Origin of the sequence: Herminiimonas aquatilis, from assembly GCF_042665175.1 — a bacterium.
GTDB lineage: Bacteria > Pseudomonadota > Gammaproteobacteria > Burkholderiales > Burkholderiaceae_D > Oxalicibacterium > Oxalicibacterium aquatilis.
In genome coordinates this window covers 1,392,633-1,409,316 of sequence record NZ_JBHTCC010000001.1, presented here as the reverse complement: position 1 = coordinate 1,409,316, position 16,684 = coordinate 1,392,633, and the positions used below count along the sequence as shown (strand labels likewise).

Annotated in this window: 11 protein-coding genes; 7 read left to right on the top strand and 4 right to left on the bottom strand. The window is 46.2% G+C overall.

Annotated features, from left to right (window positions below):
* Window positions 1–22: 22 nt before the first annotated feature.
* The 3 genes from ACFQO0_RS06500 to ACFQO0_RS06490 all read right to left on the bottom strand — a co-directional run bounded on the left by ACFQO0_RS06500 (window position 23) and on the right by ACFQO0_RS06490 (window position 4,703).
* A complete protein-coding gene (locus ACFQO0_RS06500; RefSeq protein WP_382233203.1) occupies window positions 23–1,249 on the bottom strand; it encodes a hypothetical protein in 1,227 nt (408 codons plus the stop codon).
* Between the two features lie 364 nt (window positions 1,250–1,613).
* Window positions 1,614–2,279, bottom strand: coding sequence for a hypothetical protein (locus ACFQO0_RS06495; protein WP_382233202.1), 666 nt, complete (start codon window positions 2,277–2,279; stop codon window positions 1,614–1,616).
* 852 nt (window positions 2,280–3,131) lie between these two features.
* A complete protein-coding gene (locus tag ACFQO0_RS06490) occupies window positions 3,132–4,703 on the bottom strand; it encodes a hypothetical protein (protein WP_382233201.1) in 1,572 nt (523 codons plus the stop codon).
* Window positions 4,704–5,477: 774 nt separating this feature from the next.
* On the opposite strand from ACFQO0_RS06490, the gene ACFQO0_RS06485 reads away from it, so the two are divergent.
* Together ACFQO0_RS06485 and ACFQO0_RS06480 are read left to right on the top strand one after the other, a co-directional pair.
* Complete coding sequence (locus tag ACFQO0_RS06485) at window positions 5,478–5,930, top strand: toll/interleukin-1 receptor domain-containing protein (protein ID WP_382233200.1); 453 nt, start codon at window positions 5,478–5,480, stop codon at window positions 5,928–5,930.
* A gap of 227 nt (window positions 5,931–6,157) precedes the next feature.
* The gene (locus ACFQO0_RS06480; RefSeq protein WP_382233199.1) at window positions 6,158–7,000 is read left to right on the top strand and encodes a hypothetical protein; all 843 of its coding nucleotides are present in this window, start codon (window positions 6,158–6,160) and stop codon (window positions 6,998–7,000) included.
* Between the two features lie 146 nt (window positions 7,001–7,146).
* Here the strand turns inward: ACFQO0_RS06480 and ACFQO0_RS06475 are convergent, their stop codons facing one another.
* The gene (locus ACFQO0_RS06475) at window positions 7,147–7,659 is read right to left on the bottom strand and encodes an HAD domain-containing protein (RefSeq protein ID WP_382233197.1); all 513 of its coding nucleotides are present in this window, start codon (window positions 7,657–7,659) and stop codon (window positions 7,147–7,149) included.
* Window positions 7,660–8,502: 843 nt separating this feature from the next.
* On the opposite strand from ACFQO0_RS06475, the gene ACFQO0_RS06470 reads away from it, so the two are divergent.
* The 5 genes from ACFQO0_RS06470 to ACFQO0_RS06450 all read left to right on the top strand — a co-directional run bounded on the left by ACFQO0_RS06470 (window position 8,503) and on the right by ACFQO0_RS06450 (window position 16,533).
* Window positions 8,503–9,213 carry a hypothetical protein gene (locus ACFQO0_RS06470; protein WP_382233196.1) on the top strand — a complete coding sequence of 237 codons (711 nt, stop codon included), beginning with the start codon at window positions 8,503–8,505 and terminating at the stop codon, window positions 9,211–9,213.
* A gap of 78 nt (window positions 9,214–9,291) precedes the next feature.
* Complete coding sequence (hsdR, locus tag ACFQO0_RS06465; protein WP_382233195.1) at window positions 9,292–12,666, top strand: type I restriction-modification system endonuclease; 3,375 nt, start codon at window positions 9,292–9,294, stop codon at window positions 12,664–12,666.
* A gap of 25 nt (window positions 12,667–12,691) precedes the next feature.
* Window positions 12,692–14,140 (top strand): class I SAM-dependent DNA methyltransferase, encoded by a 1,449-nt coding sequence (locus ACFQO0_RS06460; protein WP_382233194.1) that lies wholly within the window; start codon window positions 12,692–12,694, stop codon window positions 14,138–14,140.
* Entirely contained in the window at window positions 14,137–15,624 is a 1,488-nt protein-coding gene (locus ACFQO0_RS06455) for a restriction endonuclease subunit S (RefSeq protein WP_382233193.1), read from the top strand. Before ACFQO0_RS06460 ends, ACFQO0_RS06455 begins: the two co-directional genes overlap by 4 nt.
* 12 nt (window positions 15,625–15,636) lie before the next feature.
* The gene (locus ACFQO0_RS06450; protein ID WP_382233192.1) at window positions 15,637–16,533 is read left to right on the top strand and encodes a DUF5655 domain-containing protein; all 897 of its coding nucleotides are present in this window, start codon (window positions 15,637–15,639) and stop codon (window positions 16,531–16,533) included.
* The last annotated feature ends 151 nt before the right edge of the window (window positions 16,534–16,684 follow it).

The following is a 16,684-nucleotide window of genomic DNA, read 5'->3' as shown; positions in this document are numbered from 1 at the left end:
CATTCGTATGCGAAGAAATTTTTCAATTTTTCCCTCGCGACAGCGGAATAACAATCGAATATGCCGCGCCAGGAACCGCCGAAAGCAGGGGTCTTTCCTTAAGCCAATGACGCGGGGAAAAATTTGATGTAGATGTGGCTGAAAAGTCTTGAACTAGGCAAACTCGACCAGTCCTTAATCTTAAGAAAGCATTCAATTCGTGCAGGCAATTGACTACTAAATCTAATCCGTGCCCACTTTCATAGTTATCTTTAGTGGTCGCATGTTGCGTAAAGCAAGCCTTAACTAATGCCACCTCTTCTTCAACAGACAAATCCTTCATTTCGAGGTCTGGTTTAGTTTTGCTTAACCATCGCTTGGCTAGCCCAGGGCCCGTATCAAATACGGTCAGTTCAATCAACGTAACGTCCGATGCTGAGCGTACATTGCCATCTGTGTCTGTGTGTCGTTTTTGGTTTGACAGTGTTCGAAGCATGAACATATTTTGATTAATGTCCTGGCCCGTAGCATTTGCTGATAAAGATTCCCCGCTATAAGTAATGTGTTTTACAAGGATGCCTCGAGCATTTCTTCGATAAGGAATTCCATTTACATCGTCTTGAGCATGCTCGTCAGTATTTCGAAAAAGCTCGTATACCAATAGGGACAGCGCTTTAATGTGTCGCGAAGGTAACTGGCGAAGCGCTGTGGGCGCACATGCATCTATCAACTGTTCAGTCAACCTTGAGAACTCTTCACGCCCTCTTAAAGAATCCCGAGTTCCACGCGAATAAAACGGCAACAGAAATTCATTTTTTGCTCCAGCAAAACAACTCAAAAATGCGCCACGGCCATGCATCGAGTCTAGAAAATTACCCTCCTGCATAGCACGTATTCGGGGTACTGCATGTTCCAATGCCGACCTGCTCGCAAGATTGGAGTCTGGTCCTAATGAAATAGTAGGAATGAAATACAGTGCCGTCATACCATAAGGCTCCTGCGCGAGAGTATGCAGCCCCTGCTCATTTGCTGATGCAGCATGCATACTAAGCTTTGAGTCTGTGTTCATCCGACTGAATTTAGCTATTAGCTGAATTAGAGCCGCTGTAATTCCGAAACCACCTCCATGTTTAAGAGATGTCGGAAGTTTTAATGAAATTTCGTTTTCTGTATCAAGTGAATGATTTTCATCCTCCACATCGACTAGCGAACTTGAATTTTTGATGGAAATCATGACTTGATAGGGTATGGGCGGAATTAATGATTTCACTAGTTCCCTCCCGTTGAAAGTGCTCCTTATCTTAAACGAAATAACCAAGCTCTATTTCGTATTGACAATATATTTTGCGTCCCATATTTATGGGATATGACTAGAAAGAAAGCGCCGTGCTTTGCGATACATTTGTGATGCAAAGCAGAATTTTTTACGGAAGGATGGAACGTCGCAGTATGGAGCGGCAGATGTGTGAATTATCAAGGACTGCTTAGGGTCGATAGCAGACGCCCGCTATCGGCCAAAAGCAAACGTTCACCAAGCCTTAATATGTTTGGCTTTAGCAGTTCAATTTGCTTTGAATATTTTAGGATGCACCTCCGAAGCTAACTAGCTCGTCAACAGACAGGGACTGTGTTATTCAGAAATTAAACCTAGGCGTTTCTGGTTCCGAATTCATCTCAATAGCCTCTATCAATTCATTCCTCAAAGCTGGTCGGAGATTGATGTATTCATCTAGCTCTAGTGTGAAGTTCTTGCCATTCTTGCCGACACCAACAACGAAAGAACGTGAGCCGGTTGCCCCACCATTCTCGCCCGAAATAGCGAACCGCAAGATGCACAGCTCCTTGATGTAATTGTCGAAATCTTTAGGGGTGGCGCCGTTATTGCTAATCCATTCATCTGCTTGGAGAGGCTTCTCATTATTCCAGTACGGTACTGCGAGTAACTTTAACTTTTCTTCATCGAATTCCCCGAAGATTAAGCCGTGCCCGTTTTTACCGTTGTATTGCGCCAAGGTTGTTTTAGCATTTTCGTATGCAATCTTCTGCGCTTCTACATTTGTCGCAACAGTGTACTTTTTACGCTCTGATTTCAACGATTCGACGTCCCGCTTGAACTCGATGAGAAAAAGTTTATCGTCCCAGCTTAATACCGCATCTGAAAGCGCGGACTCAGCATTCCCGGCGAGAGGTATTACCCACATTAACATTTCTTTGCTGACCATCTCGGCAATGAATGTGTACTCGACACTCTTCTCCCACCAAACGACTCTTTTATCGTGCTCAGCTAACTTGTTCATCATCAACTCCTGTGTGTAATTTCCGATTTTAGCAGTACCCCTTACGGCACTCCCGCGACCCTCAGTTGATATCTGATGAAGACGCTCATGACATTTAATATCATGTAGACAAGACGCTATCTCGTGCCTATGCTTGTAAATTTTTAATCCATATAACCTTAGACGGTCAATCGGGAGAAATTATGACATGGCACACAATGGTTCTTACTGAACCACACCCAACGAAGCTTGGGTTCATGTCGCGGTACTTTGCCATCGTCGATGTGGCAATGTCCGGGACGAATTGGCTTTGGCGACAAGTTGATAATGCAGGAAGGCCGGTGGGCAATGCGAGTGCAGCTTTCGCTACGGAAGAGGCGGCGCTCGACGACGCTCTCGCGAAGCTGAACGGCGATGAATGGGAGTGCTGAGATGGCAAATAACAGCAGGCTGAGTGACAAAGACCATAGAGCAATGGATTCTTTCTTGAGGAAGGTCCTTGACTGGTACAAAGAAGGTGAAATCACGCGCGACAGCGCAATTGGTGGCTTGGCGCACGTGATGGCTGCGCTAGACCAAGGCAACACCGGGGAGGCTGTCTCTTGGTTCGAGCGAGCGGACCCTTCATACTTTAAAGACTAGTGCAGTTGTATTTAATGACTAATAAGGTATCCCACAAGGACGTCCTACCGGCAGACGTCCGCCTGTCTTTTCATATGAATACCGCATAACAAGCCCGTGAGCTCCGAGAAAAAGTTGACCTATCGCCTGTGATTTATGGTCCGCTTAAAATACTCGACTTTTCTATTTCTCTAACGTCTGCTTTGGGTCGAAAGCGGACGTCGCTATAGCCAAATAAAAGATGTTGGCAGACGTTTATTGAACTCCCATTTCTTCGAAGAGATATTTCATCTTATCGTCCGAAGGAAGTCCATTACGTAGCCACGGAAAATCTAGTCTTATAAAAGCCGCCCAGCTAACTCCGCGTTTGAATGCGGACCATTTCTTGTTCCGTGCAGCCAGCTTGACGAAGAGCTTAACCACAGTGCGTTGGTTTCCACCAGCACAGTATTTCGCCTTGAAAAAAGCATCTTCAATCTCGTGAAAGGCAAGCGCTGACTCTCCTAGCCGATAATACCGATTCGCCCGAAGCCATGGCACTAGCCATCCTAGCAATTTGTCTACTCTAGCCGCCTTCGCCTCTTGCTCGAGGGACTCTATTTCCTCAGCCGACACTAGAGGATTTGATTTCAATTCCAAGCCTTTTCCGAGACAAATCCAGAATGCCTGTGGCACTTCATTACGATTAGCGGACCGCTGTCTTTGCCCAACCAAGTCAGAGACAACTAACTTCCCGAATTGCTGGATAAGTTGGTCCCTTTTTGCTTCACTGGCAATCCATTCGCCATGCATCTCGAACGGGATACTTCTGAAAAAAGCATTGTATTCGGCCATGTTGTCTCTATAACCTTTGCAAAACAATTCAGTCTCCTCGGCCCAAAATCTATCAGCCTCTATTAGCGAAAACTTTTCGTCTGCAACGTATTGCTCATTGCCGACTTTAAAGTCGTGAAACTCCTCTTCCGCATGAGCATATTGTTCGCGAAACTGAGAACATATTTCCTCAGCATAAGCACGGCCGAAATTCTCCAGAATCGCATTAAAAACGTACGAGCTCGCTCTTCCTAAAACTAAAGCAATGCTAAAACTCTCCCTCATCTGAGGAGTAATCGTAATTGTCGGCATTTCGCCTTTGCTGCCAGAGAGTGCTTTGAATCCTTCATTGAAGTTCCACATTAATCCTGAAAGCGATGGCGGCTTCCTACTTTTAATCCAGTTTTTCGCATTGTCCAATCGTCTGCTTTGTTCGAAATTCTCTTGTGACAAAGCACCCTGTGGGCAATGAAAGCTCGCTTGAGTGCACTCGCATTGTCCATATATCCATCGCATAACAGTCTCTAGCGGCATGGTGATTTTCTTATCCGAAAATATGGGTAAGAACCAGTAACCGTCAGGCATCTTGAGTCCACCTGCAGCCACGTTAAAAGACAACATATTGCGGTGGAGAGAAAAGGCAAATCTTGAAATTAGGTGGTCAGAAATAACCCACTGAATAGTTTTCTTCTTATCCCAATACGTGCCTTCGCTTTGGAGCACCGAAAGATAAAGCTCCTCGATATCGGCAAGAATTTCGCCAATAGCTAGCGACACGCGTGGGTTCGGTATATGGCCCGCGATAAGAAAACTGAGGTCTTTTATGAGTGAGCCCATGTTTTCATTGATGTCGCCTTCTTCATTCTTAAGCCGAATTAATGCCTTTTGAATGGACTTCTTATTCGACTCGTTAATTTCGTTGTCCAAACTACGTTTGCGAGGGAGAACACCAAAGGCATCGTATGAGAACTGGACCAGCTCTCCAAGCGTCGGAAATCCGATTGTTTCATTCATACTCAAATCCAAAAATTCGGTTTCCCTCACAAACATACCCACAGTTGGTTATTTTTGGTTTGGGTTAAGTTGCTTTCCCCGAAGCCCGTGCACTTTGGCATTAATTGGGTTGGTACCAGTGGTACCAGGGTTGGTATTTTTTGCGTCGGAGCGCTGTTCGTTCGGAGATTTTTGCGGCTTAGTCATGATAATTCCTCAAAGGGTTAATGGAGAGTTGATTTTATTCATCTCCCATTTATAGAGGAAGGGGAAAAATGGCGACGGATTTTTGCGACGAAGTACCTGACTACAGGACTAACTGGAAATTGGCAGGAAGTATTGGTTTTGATTTCGCAATAGTGTTGATGCCAGGTATAGGGCAGACCAAAACACGCCAACTGAATGTCCCGCCTTGGGTCGATGCGGATATTCTAAAGCCATGAATATGGTATGTGCTGTGAAGCAATCTACATTAACCTAGTAGAAGGCGAATTGAACAAATTGAGTGGAATTGAGCCTAGCATTTCATTAACTCTTATTATTACAAAAATTAAAGGCTACCTCATGTCCAGATGTACTGCACCATCGCGTGGCCATCGCACTGCGAGCGCTAGAGCCGACTGCCCTGCATGCGGTGGCCGCTCAAGGTCATACGGCGGCTACGGGTCATATTCTTCCCCGTCCTACTCCTCGTCGAGCAGCAACAGCGGCGGTGGGTCCACCAGTAGTTCACGCCCGCGTTGGTCGAAAGCGGGTTCGTCCGTGTCGTATACGTATGCCCAAGTGCAGTCACTCATGCCAATCCGAGAAACTATCGAGGCACGAGCAGCGGCGCAACCTGACCTTCGTGACGTCTTTTTATGCCACGCGTGGGACGACCGGCAGGGGCCAGCCAAAGAGCTGCATGATTTGCTCGAAGCCGCTGGTGTCAAAGTGTGGTTCAGCGAGAAGGACCTTGGTCTTGGCGTGCCTATGATGCGCGCCATTGACAAAGGCTTGGCGAATTCGCGAATCGGGCTTGTGCTGGTGACGCCTGCACTGCTGTTACGCCTCCCAAAAGAGGGCATCGCCGACAAAGAGCTTTCGGCACTCCTGGCGGGTAACCAGCTAGTTCCAATCGTGCACAATACTACGTATGTAGCACTCCGCAATGTCAGCCCCTTGTTAGCTTCTCGAACAGGTCTGGACACCTCGGAAGATTCAATGGCGGTAGTCGCGGAAAAAATCGCCGAGCTGATTGCCATCTAGATTTATTAACCGCACACGCTTGGCATTCTTTAGGGCTGCTTCGGCAGCCCTAATGTTTGTGGATTAATAGACAAAGAAAATTTAAATTGGTTGGCTGTCCGCAGAGTTTCAGAAATTCTGGGTTAAGTAACGATGCTTATAGTCTCGCGTAGGTAGTTTCTGCTCTAGAAATAGATATTTAGAGGCATGCGATTTCTTTCCTTCACTTCAATCAATACAGAGAAAAAATGAGTGCTGATTTCAGCTATAAATCTGACGACTATGACAAGCAAACCCAAAGGTTTGTGATTCCGTTGTATGTCAAAGATGAATTAAACACCTATGTATTTTCATCTACGGGTTCGCTAGTGACATATAAGGGGCACCACTACATATTGTTCGCGGCCCATGCGTTAGAAGATGATATAGAATTTGAAAAGCTGAATACTTTCGGCACCGATGGGAATTTTCTTCCATTGGCTCGAATTGCAATTGGCTATCAAATATTTAAAGAACAAGATATCGGGGTCGTGGATTGCTTTAATCAGCGCTTAGAAAATAAAAACTATTTTGATTTGGAAGAAAAAAGCCTAATTGGCTTTGAGAAAAAACATTTTGCATGGACAGGGTTTCCGGTAAGTCAGTGTATATCTAAGGTAGTTCACAACAGTATCAGCTCGGATACGCTACGAGATAAATACATACATTCTGATGTAGGCGGGACCTTTTTTAAAAATGCTCGGTACTTCACTATAATTTCCAAAATTAATACAAATAACAATATTGAAATAACTGGTAGTTACAACAGGAACAACACAAGTTTAAAATACAAAGGTCTCGTAAGCACAGGCCCACATCCTCAAGGAATGAGTGGCGGAGCGCTGTATTATTTCTCAAAAAAACAGAATTTGAAACCGAATCTGGAAGATAGCTTTAGATTTGCAGGCATAGGTTTGAAGTACAGAAAAGACAATACAATTTTTGGTGTGCCCGCTTTTAAAATCATTGAGTTATTAGAAAGATTAAACGAAGAAAATCCGCTGCAAATTAATATAGCTTCGAATACAGAAATGACTTGGAACGACGAGTAATAGCAATTCGGCTTGCCCTTTGTGAATAGCATTGTTTGAATATATTGAAAGATTTAAAGCAAATACGAATAATAAAAAAATATTCTTCCGAGATTATGTTGCTTGAAAAGTGAGGCTTGTCTAACAGTTATACTTTTCCTATCCAACTATGCTTTGGTCACTTTGTTCAGCCAAATGTTTAACTCGGCCTGGACCTCAGGGTCACTAATACCTGCCCATTCGGTGCGAATTAGATTCTTGGCATACATGAGTGGCCATCCTTCTGCTTCGTCATCAATGGCTATCCAGTCCTCATCTCCAAAGCCACGACGAGAAACATCACCAAGAATTTGGCTTGCTCGCGAGAGCTGAGCGAATAGCTCCTTATTCATATGACCTTTGTGGAAAGTTGCACCTATCACGCGCTTCTGTAGTTCTGAACTAAGCTTGCTTTTCGCATAGCTGAAGCTTTTCACCCGCACCCACGATGTTGACAAAATAATTCCTACATCCGGATGAGCTTCCAGTAACTGCTCTAGGAATGGCATCCACTCAAATAACGTGAATCCTGGCTCACGCATGTAAATACCTTTTGTAGGGTGGATATAAACAGAGTCATGATGAAGCACAGAATCGAAATCCAGATAGATGAAGCGACGAAAGTATGGATGGGTATTCATCAGCTCGAGCGCAATTAGGGCAATGCGTTGGGCCGTAGACGAAGATGTTCATTCCAGACAGAATCAGTGACGTCGCTCCAAGATTCAATGAAATACACTTTTATCCATTGGTCCCACACATACATCGAGTCTGAATTATGTCCGGGTACTCCACTAAGTAGATAAAGACGGCCGGTACTTGTCGTTACTTGTAGGGTTCTTTGCTTTAAATCGACTACAGGTGAGCTTACTCTGCCCTCTTTATTTTCTAGGCAATAACCGACGAGGTGTCGTTCACCATCAGGCAACTCCATTACGCGCCATTCGGAGAGAGTGAGTGCCCCTTGTTGGGTTACGGGACGAGTTGACCATGTCGGCATCGGCTTCTCCAAATCTAACGTCTTAATCAACAATGTCAAAATTGCTTCTCGTAGAGGTTATGAGACAATATGAAAGAAGACTAATTGGTAGTTGCAATGAACTCGGGAAAATTGAGAGTGTTATAGCGTGAAACTCGCAATACGCACGCGGCAAGGTTTTTGATATTCTGGGAGTAGATGGTGCGTGACGGGAGGTCGTTGATGGGGGAGTTCAGAGCTAGTGAGGCTTCAACAATCAGTAGTGCTGGTACTTGGGAATGCAAATCTCATTTTATGTTTCGCGCTATCTCATCCGATGTTTCCCACTGCCCGAAAAGCCTTAGTGGACGTAGCGATAAATCTCAGCATATGGGTCTTGCTACATACAAATAGCGGTATTAATAATGTTTTAAAAAGGCTCTTGAAAAAGAGCCTTTTTTATTGGGTATCTCGAATATTATTTTTGTATGTAGATTCAAAGTCGCTAATAAAATTAAGGATTGAAATGCCAAATCACTCCATGCAAGATTTTCGGGTTAAGCGCCTTGCCGCTTCATCTATCAAAGTTTCCAAAATCCATTGGGGTAGTTTTCTCCCAACAATCATCACAGTGCTTGGTGTAGGCGCTTGGATTGCCGGCGAAGCTTTTTATATGGGCTATTGGAGCGCGGCAGGTATACCGGCGATCACGTCAATGTCGTTGCAGCAAACAGCATTCGCCGGATTTGCTGCTGCATATTACAACTGGGCGTGGTTGCCTTTAGTAATTGGACTATGCGCTTTATATTTGGCGATTCTCGCTGTCAATTTCAAATCTAAGAGTACTTTAAAGATTCAATGGCTAATTAAATTAAAAAATTGGTGGAGCGAAAACATTGAAATTGATAAGAAATTAGGAAAATTAGTAAGCTCGCTATTAATCGCAGCAATTTTATTTTTTATTTTAATATTGGCGCCACTTACAGTATGGGTTGTAAAAGCAATAGGGGAAGGCAAAGAGGCATTTCAAAGACAAGCATGTTCGATTAGAGCAGCAAAGACATTGCCGAGCACCGTATCACTAGGTGATGGAACTACAATTGACGGGAAAGTTTTAGATAGATCAGAAAGTGCAATGGTCTTTCTGAATAGAACAACGATTTATGTAATCAGTATCGATGGTGAGAAAAATAAATTACTTGATTCAACTGATATCCAACATGTGAAGTGCGTGTAGTTGTTTAAGCATTAAACAAGTCATTTTGATCGCAAAAATATCGCTTATAGTGAACTAATAAAAAATCATAAGTCACTCATGACAACTAATTTTAAGCAACTTCAAAGCTACGAACCGCAATTAACGCGCCTAGGTACTTTGGCGGAAAAATACTTTCCGGATGATCCTAATACCGCCCTATTAAAGGTGCGACAGTTCGGTGAATTGCTTGCGCAAGCGGTTGCAGCCTATTCAGGCAAGTTTGACGCCCCTGAAGAAAGTCAGTTTGACCTGCTTTATCGTCTTCGTGATGAAGGCCTGCTGCCTAAACAAGTAGATCAACTCTTTCACGAAATTCGTAAAATTGGCAACCAAGCAAATCATGCGATCAGTGGTGACCATGCAGCTGCGCTTTCTGCGCTCAAAATGTCATGGCAATTAGGAATCTGGTTTCACCGCACTTACAAAGATGCCGACTTCAAGTCAGGCCCCTTTACTCCTCCGCAAGCCCCAAAGGACGAATCGGTTGAAATGCGCCAGGAGCTGGCACGACTGCAAGCAGAACTTACCGCATATCAAACCACGCATGAAGCCACGCAAATACAACTGACCGAAGCCAAAGAGACACTCGCTAAAAGTAGCGAAGAGAACCAGATTTGGCAGGAACTGGTTTCCTTGGCAGAGCAGGAGAAAGCCACCACACATGCGCGATTAATAGAGCTCCAAACGCAGACATCCAGCAAACCTGCAACAGAGCTAGCGCAGATTGTCAAAGCCTCTAACAAAGCCGCCGAACATATTCAGCTTGATGAAGCTGCAACGCGCGTCTTGATTGACCAACAATTACGCGATGCAGGTTGGGACGTAGATACTGTCAACCTCGCCTATGGCAAAGGCGCTCGTCCAGAAAAAGGGAAGAACAAGGCCATTGCAGAGTGGCCAACAAAAACTGGTCGCGCTGACTACGTACTGTTTATTGGACTCACTCCCGTTGCAGCGATCGAAGCAAAGAAAAAAAATATCGATGTCTCCGGCAACCTGCAGCAGTCCAAACGATACAGCCGCGAATTTCAAATCGCTGACGGAATGACGCAAGCCGACCACGCCCCATGGTTGGAATTCCAGCTGCCGTTTGTGTTTTCCAGTAATGGTCGCCCCTACCTTAAGCAAGTCGAAACAAAAAGCGGCGTTTGGTTTTGTGATGTGCGCAAAGCTGAAAATTTATCGCGCGCGCTAGATGGATGGTATTCGCCAGAAGGCCTATCGGAACTGCTCAAACAAGATCACGCTGCGGCAGCACAGAAACTCGCAGCAGAGCCGTTCGAATACGATTTCAAATTACGCGAATACCAAACCACTGCGATTCAAAAAGTAGAAGCCGCCGTCACCGAAGGACAGCGTGCTTGTCTGGTTGCCATGGCCACCGGTACCGGCAAAACAAAAACCTGCATCGCGCTTATCTACCGCTTGCTCAAAGCGCAGCGCTTTCGCCGGATCTTGTTTTTAGTTGATCGTTCAGCATTAGGCGAACAAGCCGCCAATGCCTTCAAAGATACGCGGATGGAAAATCTGCAAACCTTCGCAGATATTTTTGGTCTGAAAGAGCTGGAAGATAAAACCCCAGATAGCGCCACTGCAGTACAAATCGCCACCATACAAGGCATGGTCCATCGGGTATTGTTTACGCCTGACGACGCAGCCATGCCAACTGTCGATCAGTACGACTGCATCGTCATTGATGAATGCCATCGCGGCTACCTGCTTGATCGGGAGCTGTCAGACACTGAAATGGCATTTCGCAGCCAGGATGATTATGTGTCCAAGTACCGCCGCGTGTTGGAATACTTCGACGCTGTCAAAATTGGTCTTACCGCCACACCTGCGCTGCACACCACGGAAATTTTTGGCGCACCGGTCTATCAATACACCTATCGCGAAGCCGTAATTGACGGTTACCTAATCGACCATGAGCCGCCAATTAATATCAAGACCCAGCTGTCCACCGATGGAATTCAATGGCAAGCCGGACAATCCCTGTCGGTCTACGATGTGCGTCGCAATCAGGTAGAACTCTTCACCACGCCTGATGAGATCAAGCTCGATGTCGTAGACTTCAACAAGAAAGTCATCACCGAAGATTTCAATCGCGTTATCTGCGATTACCTCGCCAAAGAGATTGACCCGCATCTCAAAGCGAAAACCCTTATTTTTTGCGCTACCGACGCCCATGCCGACCTCGTCGTTAAGCTACTCAAAATAGCACTGGCAAACACTTACGGCAGTATCGATGATGATGCCGTTATTAAGATTACCGGCGCGGCTCACAAGCCACTCGAACTGATACGCCGTTACAAGAATGAATCGATTCCCAATATCGCCGTCACAGTTGACCTACTCACTACCGGGATTGACGTGCCAGAGATCGCCAATCTAGTATTTTTGCGTCGCGTCAGCAGCCGTATTCTGTATGAACAGATGTTAGGCCGTGCGACCCGGCTGTGCGACGAAATTGGCAAAGAAACCTTCCGCATCTTTGACGCGGTAGGCCTCTATGACGCCCTGCAAAGCATGACCACCATGCAGCCGGTTGTCGTCGATCCAAAAATCAGCTTTTCCCAGTTGATTCAAGAATTACAAATAAAAGGCCAACCTGAGCTAGCCGAACTTTCGCGTGAACAATTTATCGCGAAACTGCAGCGCAAAAAACGCTCTCTGAATGATGCGCAGCGAGAAGTATTTGAAGCGATTGCCGGTCAGCCGCCAGAGTCCTTCATCAAGGAGCTCAAAGCATTATCAGTGGATCAAATAAGCGATTGGTTTATAGATGGCGCACGCCTCGCTGAACTGCTAGACACAAAATATAGTGGTCCATCACCGGTTACCTACATTTCCGACCATCCAGATGCATTCGTCTCCGCTACCAGTGGTTATGGCAAAGGTCTAAAGCCAGCCGACTACTTAAAAGAGTTTGAGGAATACATTCGCAACAGCGGTAATCAAATCCCCGCACTAGTTACCGTATTAACCCGGCCACGTGAACTCACCCGCAAGCAGTTAAAGGAGCTGGCTTTCACACTAGACCAGGCAGGTTATTCAGAGATCAATTTAGAAACAGCGTGGCGTGAAACCACTAACCAAGGATATGCAGCAAGTATCATCGGTCACATCCGTCGCGCAGCGCTAGGCGACGCATTGATGCCATATAATGAGCGGGTCGACAAAGCGCTACAAAAAATACTCGGCAGTCGCACAGATTGGACCACGCCCCAGCGCAAATGGCTGCAAACCATTGCCAGCCAAACCAAAGTCAATGTAGTGGTCGATAGATCAGCCATCGACGATCCGAATCAGCTATTCAAACAACAAGCGGGTGGCTTTGAGCGCCTCGATAAGCAGTTTGACGGAAAACTGCAAACCATTCTTGATGAATTCAATAACGCCATTTGGGAAAAACAGCTTCCCAAAACTGCATAAACAGATATAGAAGCGAAACAAAACAATGAGCACCCAAGACATCGTAGGCAAACTGTGGAATCTCTGTAATGTCTTGAAGGACGACGGCGTAACCTATCAACAGTACGTCACCGAATTGACTTACCTTCTCTTCCTCAAAATGGCGGAAGAAACAGGGCAAGAAGACAAACTACCTGAAAGCCGTCGCTGGAAGGATTTGGTCGCCCAATCAGCCCCCGATCGGTTGCGTTTCTATGAAGACCTGCTACGTGACTTCGGTCGCGAAGGCAAAGGCATAGTCCAAGAGATCTATGCAAATTCAAGCACCTTCATTAAAAAACCAGCCACCCTTAGCATGCTGGTAACAGAGATCGCCAAGATAGATTGGTACAGCGCCAAGGCTGAGGGACTTGGCGACCTGTACGAGGGTTTGCTGCAAAAAAATGCCAATGAGAAGAAATCCGGAGCCGGCCAGTACTTCACGCCACGAGTGCTGATCGACAGCATGGTCGCGGTGATGCAGCCCTCGCCTGACGACATCATTCAAGATCCTGCCGCAGGAACGGGTGGCTTCCTGATCGCCGCACATCATTACATCGATACACATCACGACAAAACCGTTTGGACTGAAGCACAACAAAAAAAATACGCGCAATCCACTTTCTACGGCATGGAGCATGTGCAAGACACGCACCGCCTCGCCCTGATGAACCTTATGCTGCACGGCATAGACAATGAAGGCGAAGCTGGCATCAACTATGGCGACACGCTGTCGCCACAAGGCGCAGCATTAAAGAAAGCTACGCTGATGCTGACCAACCCACCATTCGGCACCAAGAAAGGCGGCGGCTTGCCGGATAGGGACGACTTCACTTACCCCACCAGCAACAAGCAATTTGCCTTCTTGCAGCATATCTATCGCGGCCTGCGTGAAGGCGGTCGTGCCGCTGTTGTGCTGCCGGATAACGTGCTGTTTGAAGGCAATATCGGCAAAAGTATTCGCGCCGACCTGATGGACAAATGCAATCTGCACACCATCTTAAGGCTGCCCACTGGCATCTTCTATGCACAAGGCGTCAAGACTAATGTGCTGTTCTTCACCCGTGGCAAAACCGACAAAGGTAATACCAAGGAAGTCTGGTTCTACGATATGCGCGCCAACATGCCACAGTTCGGCAAACGCACTGAGCTCAAGCGAAATCACTTTACAGACTTTGAAATTGCCTATGGAATTGACCCGCGAGGCGCCCCCACCAGTCTCTCCAAACGGATAGATGCCGGCGATCAGGGCCGCTTCCGACGTTTCACCCGCACTCAGATCTCTGAACGAAATGACAGTCTCGATATCAGCTGGTTGAAGGATGATTCAGTCGAAGATGTTGCAGACTTACCTGCGCCGGGTGTGCTGGCTCAGGAAGCGAAGGGTGAACTGGAAGCAGCGTTAGCAGAGTTGCAGGGCCTCGTCGAAGCTCTGGGCACGGAGATTGAAGCATGAGTGAGTTACCGACGGGATGGGAAAATACTTGTTTGAAGGAAGTTTGCAATGTAATTCGCGGCATTACTTTTCCTGCTTCAGCGAAAGAAGACAAATTATTAGACTCAAATGTTTGCTGTCTTAGAACAACGAATATCCAACGTGAAATTGGTTGGGACAACATATATTTTATTTCACGAGAGTATGTGAAACGCCAGGAACAATTTGTTCAAATTGGCGATATCTTGATGTCCATGGCAAACAGTTATGAATTGGTCGGGAAAGTAGCGATTGCTCGACAAGTGCCGTTTCCAACGGCTTTTGGCGCATTCTTAGCAGCTATTAGACCTACTCCACGTATTTATGGGAAATTTTTATTTCATCTGTTAAGGACAAATCGTGTCCAAGAATTACTGCGAGTCGGATCAAGCCAAACAGTAAATATTGCAAACATATCAGCTAAAACTCTCTCTGAAATAGAGATTCATCTCCCACCACTCGCCGAACAAAAACGCATCGCCGACAAAATCGACACCCTGCAGGCGGCGGTAGATTCCTGCCGCGCACGTCTCGACAAAGTGCCGTCGCTCATCAATCGTTTTCGGCAGTCTGTTCTTGCTGCGGCTACATCGGGAGCTTTGACGGAGGATTGGCGTCAAGAAAATCAACTGGCCGCTCCAATTGATTTTGAAGATATTGCTCGGATTCGATCTGAAAAAAAATGCACCGATGGAAAAAACAAAAAAAATGTAAAAGCTGCCATCACTCCACAAGAAGTTGAGTCTGATCATTTTTTGTCATTGCCTACCTCATGGCGAAGAGCAACGATAGATCAAATTACATCCAGTATTAAAGACGGCCCTCACTTTAGCCCTGCTTATGTGACGGATGGCATTCCTTTTATAAGCGGCGGGAACATCCGTCCAGAGGGAATTGATTTTTCAAATACAAAATTTATATCACCGGAACTTCATTTTGAGCTTTCTAAACGATGCAAACCAGAGTTAAACGATATCCTTTACACAAAAGGTGGAACTACTGGGATCGCACGAGTAAATACAGAACAACGAGAATTTAATGTATGGGTGCATGTCGCGATCTTGCGGCTAGTATCTGTTGAAAAAATAATCCCTTTTTTTATACAGCACGCACTCAATTCGCCATCTGGCTATTCACAATCTCAGCTATACACGCGTGGAGTAGGGAATCAAGATTTGGGCCTAACAAGAATGAACAAAATCATAATTGGAATCCCCCCTACTGCAGAACAACTCGAAATCGTCCGCCGCGTTGACGCCCTGTTCGCCATCGCCGATAAGCTCGAAGCCAGTCTCGCTACCGCCCGCAAACGTGTCGAGCAACTCACCCCTGCGATCCTCGCGCAAGCCTTCCGTGGTGAATTGGTAGCGCAAGATCCAAGCGATGAGCCTGCAAGTGCTTTGCTGGCGCGAATTACCGACGCTACTGTACCCAAACCAAAAAGAACAATTAGAAAAGCCGCCTAAGGGAGGGAAGCCATGCCTATCTTCAAAGTCAATGCCGGTAAGCTGAAAAATCTCAGCGCGCTGCCACTCGATAAAGAAAAGAACCTCCAACAGTTGGTGGAAACTAACTTGATGGAGGTGCTTGAACTGCACTTTCTCGCTAGCGAATACGTCACCACGTTGGGCGGTAGGATCGATACTTTGGCAGTCGATACTAATGGCGCGCCTGTCATCATCGAATACAAGCGCAACAAGAACGACAACGTGATCAATCAAGCGCTGTCCTACCTGAAGTGGCTAAAGACGCAAAAACCAGGATTTTTTGAAAAGCTGATGATGGACAAGCTTGGTAACGCGGTAGCGGACAAGATCAAGCTTGATTGGCATAACCCGTGGGTGATCTGCATTGCGGAATCCTTCAGCAAGTTCGATATCGACACGGTGGAAGTCGTGCCGCTGCGGATTGAGCTGATGCGCTACCGCTATTATGAAGGCGACATCTTCACGCTGGAACCGGTGACGCTGTCAGAGCCGCCGCTGCCGCAGGCGATTCCAGCTTCCAGCTTGCAGCCCCTGGAAAAAGATACGCCATCAGTAGTCGAGCTTCGCAGCAAAGCGACGGACGCGATTCGTGACCTGTTCGATGATTTACGGGAACGCATAATGGCGCTCGATGAATCGGTCAATGAAAAACCAAACACGCTCTACGTCGCCTATCGCGTATCAAAGAACTTTGCCGACCTTCATATAGGCAAAAATCAAATCAAGATTCAATTGCGACCAATCGATTATGTCGATCCGCAAAATCGGGTCGAAAAAATTCCAGACGGTTATAACTGGACCATGGATCGCCGCGTTTATCTGAAATCGAAGGAAGAGTTGGAATATGTATTTGGCTTGATTGAGCAGTCGTATAAAAACGTACTTTAGACGCTGCATCGGCTGTACTAAAAATAGATAAAAACAGAAGTAAAGCTAACATTACAAGTTGCGATCGATACTTCACGTCTTCAACGCCTCTTTCGGTACGTAGCCACTTATTGCCGGGCGAACAGAGCTCGATCTTCTCTAGCGATCCATC

What these genes read in the sequence shown, in the direction of transcription:
- ACFQO0_RS06470 (WP_382233196.1), top strand. Translation starts at nt 8,503, where the DNA reads ATGCCAAATCACTCCATGCAAGATTTTCGGGTTAAGCGCCTTGCCGCT.
- ACFQO0_RS06495 (WP_382233202.1), bottom strand. Translation starts at nt 2,279, where the DNA reads ATGATGAACAAGTTAGCTGAGCACGATAAAAGAGTCGTTTGGTGGGAG.
- ACFQO0_RS06450 (WP_382233192.1), top strand. Translation starts at nt 15,637, where the DNA reads ATGCCTATCTTCAAAGTCAATGCCGGTAAGCTGAAAAATCTCAGCGCG.
- ACFQO0_RS06485 (WP_382233200.1), top strand. Translation starts at nt 5,478, where the DNA reads ATGCCAATCCGAGAAACTATCGAGGCACGAGCAGCGGCGCAACCTGAC.
- ACFQO0_RS06455 (WP_382233193.1), top strand. Translation starts at nt 14,137, where the DNA reads ATGAGTGAGTTACCGACGGGATGGGAAAATACTTGTTTGAAGGAAGTT.
- ACFQO0_RS06480 (WP_382233199.1), top strand. Translation starts at nt 6,158, where the DNA reads ATGAGTGCTGATTTCAGCTATAAATCTGACGACTATGACAAGCAAACC.
- hsdR (WP_382233195.1), top strand. Translation starts at nt 9,292, where the DNA reads ATGACAACTAATTTTAAGCAACTTCAAAGCTACGAACCGCAATTAACG.
- ACFQO0_RS06475 (WP_382233197.1), bottom strand. Translation starts at nt 7,659, where the DNA reads ATGAATACCCATCCATACTTTCGTCGCTTCATCTATCTGGATTTCGAT.
- ACFQO0_RS06490 (WP_382233201.1), bottom strand. Translation starts at nt 4,703, where the DNA reads ATGAATGAAACAATCGGATTTCCGACGCTTGGAGAGCTGGTCCAGTTC.
- ACFQO0_RS06460 (WP_382233194.1), top strand. Translation starts at nt 12,692, where the DNA reads ATGAGCACCCAAGACATCGTAGGCAAACTGTGGAATCTCTGTAATGTC.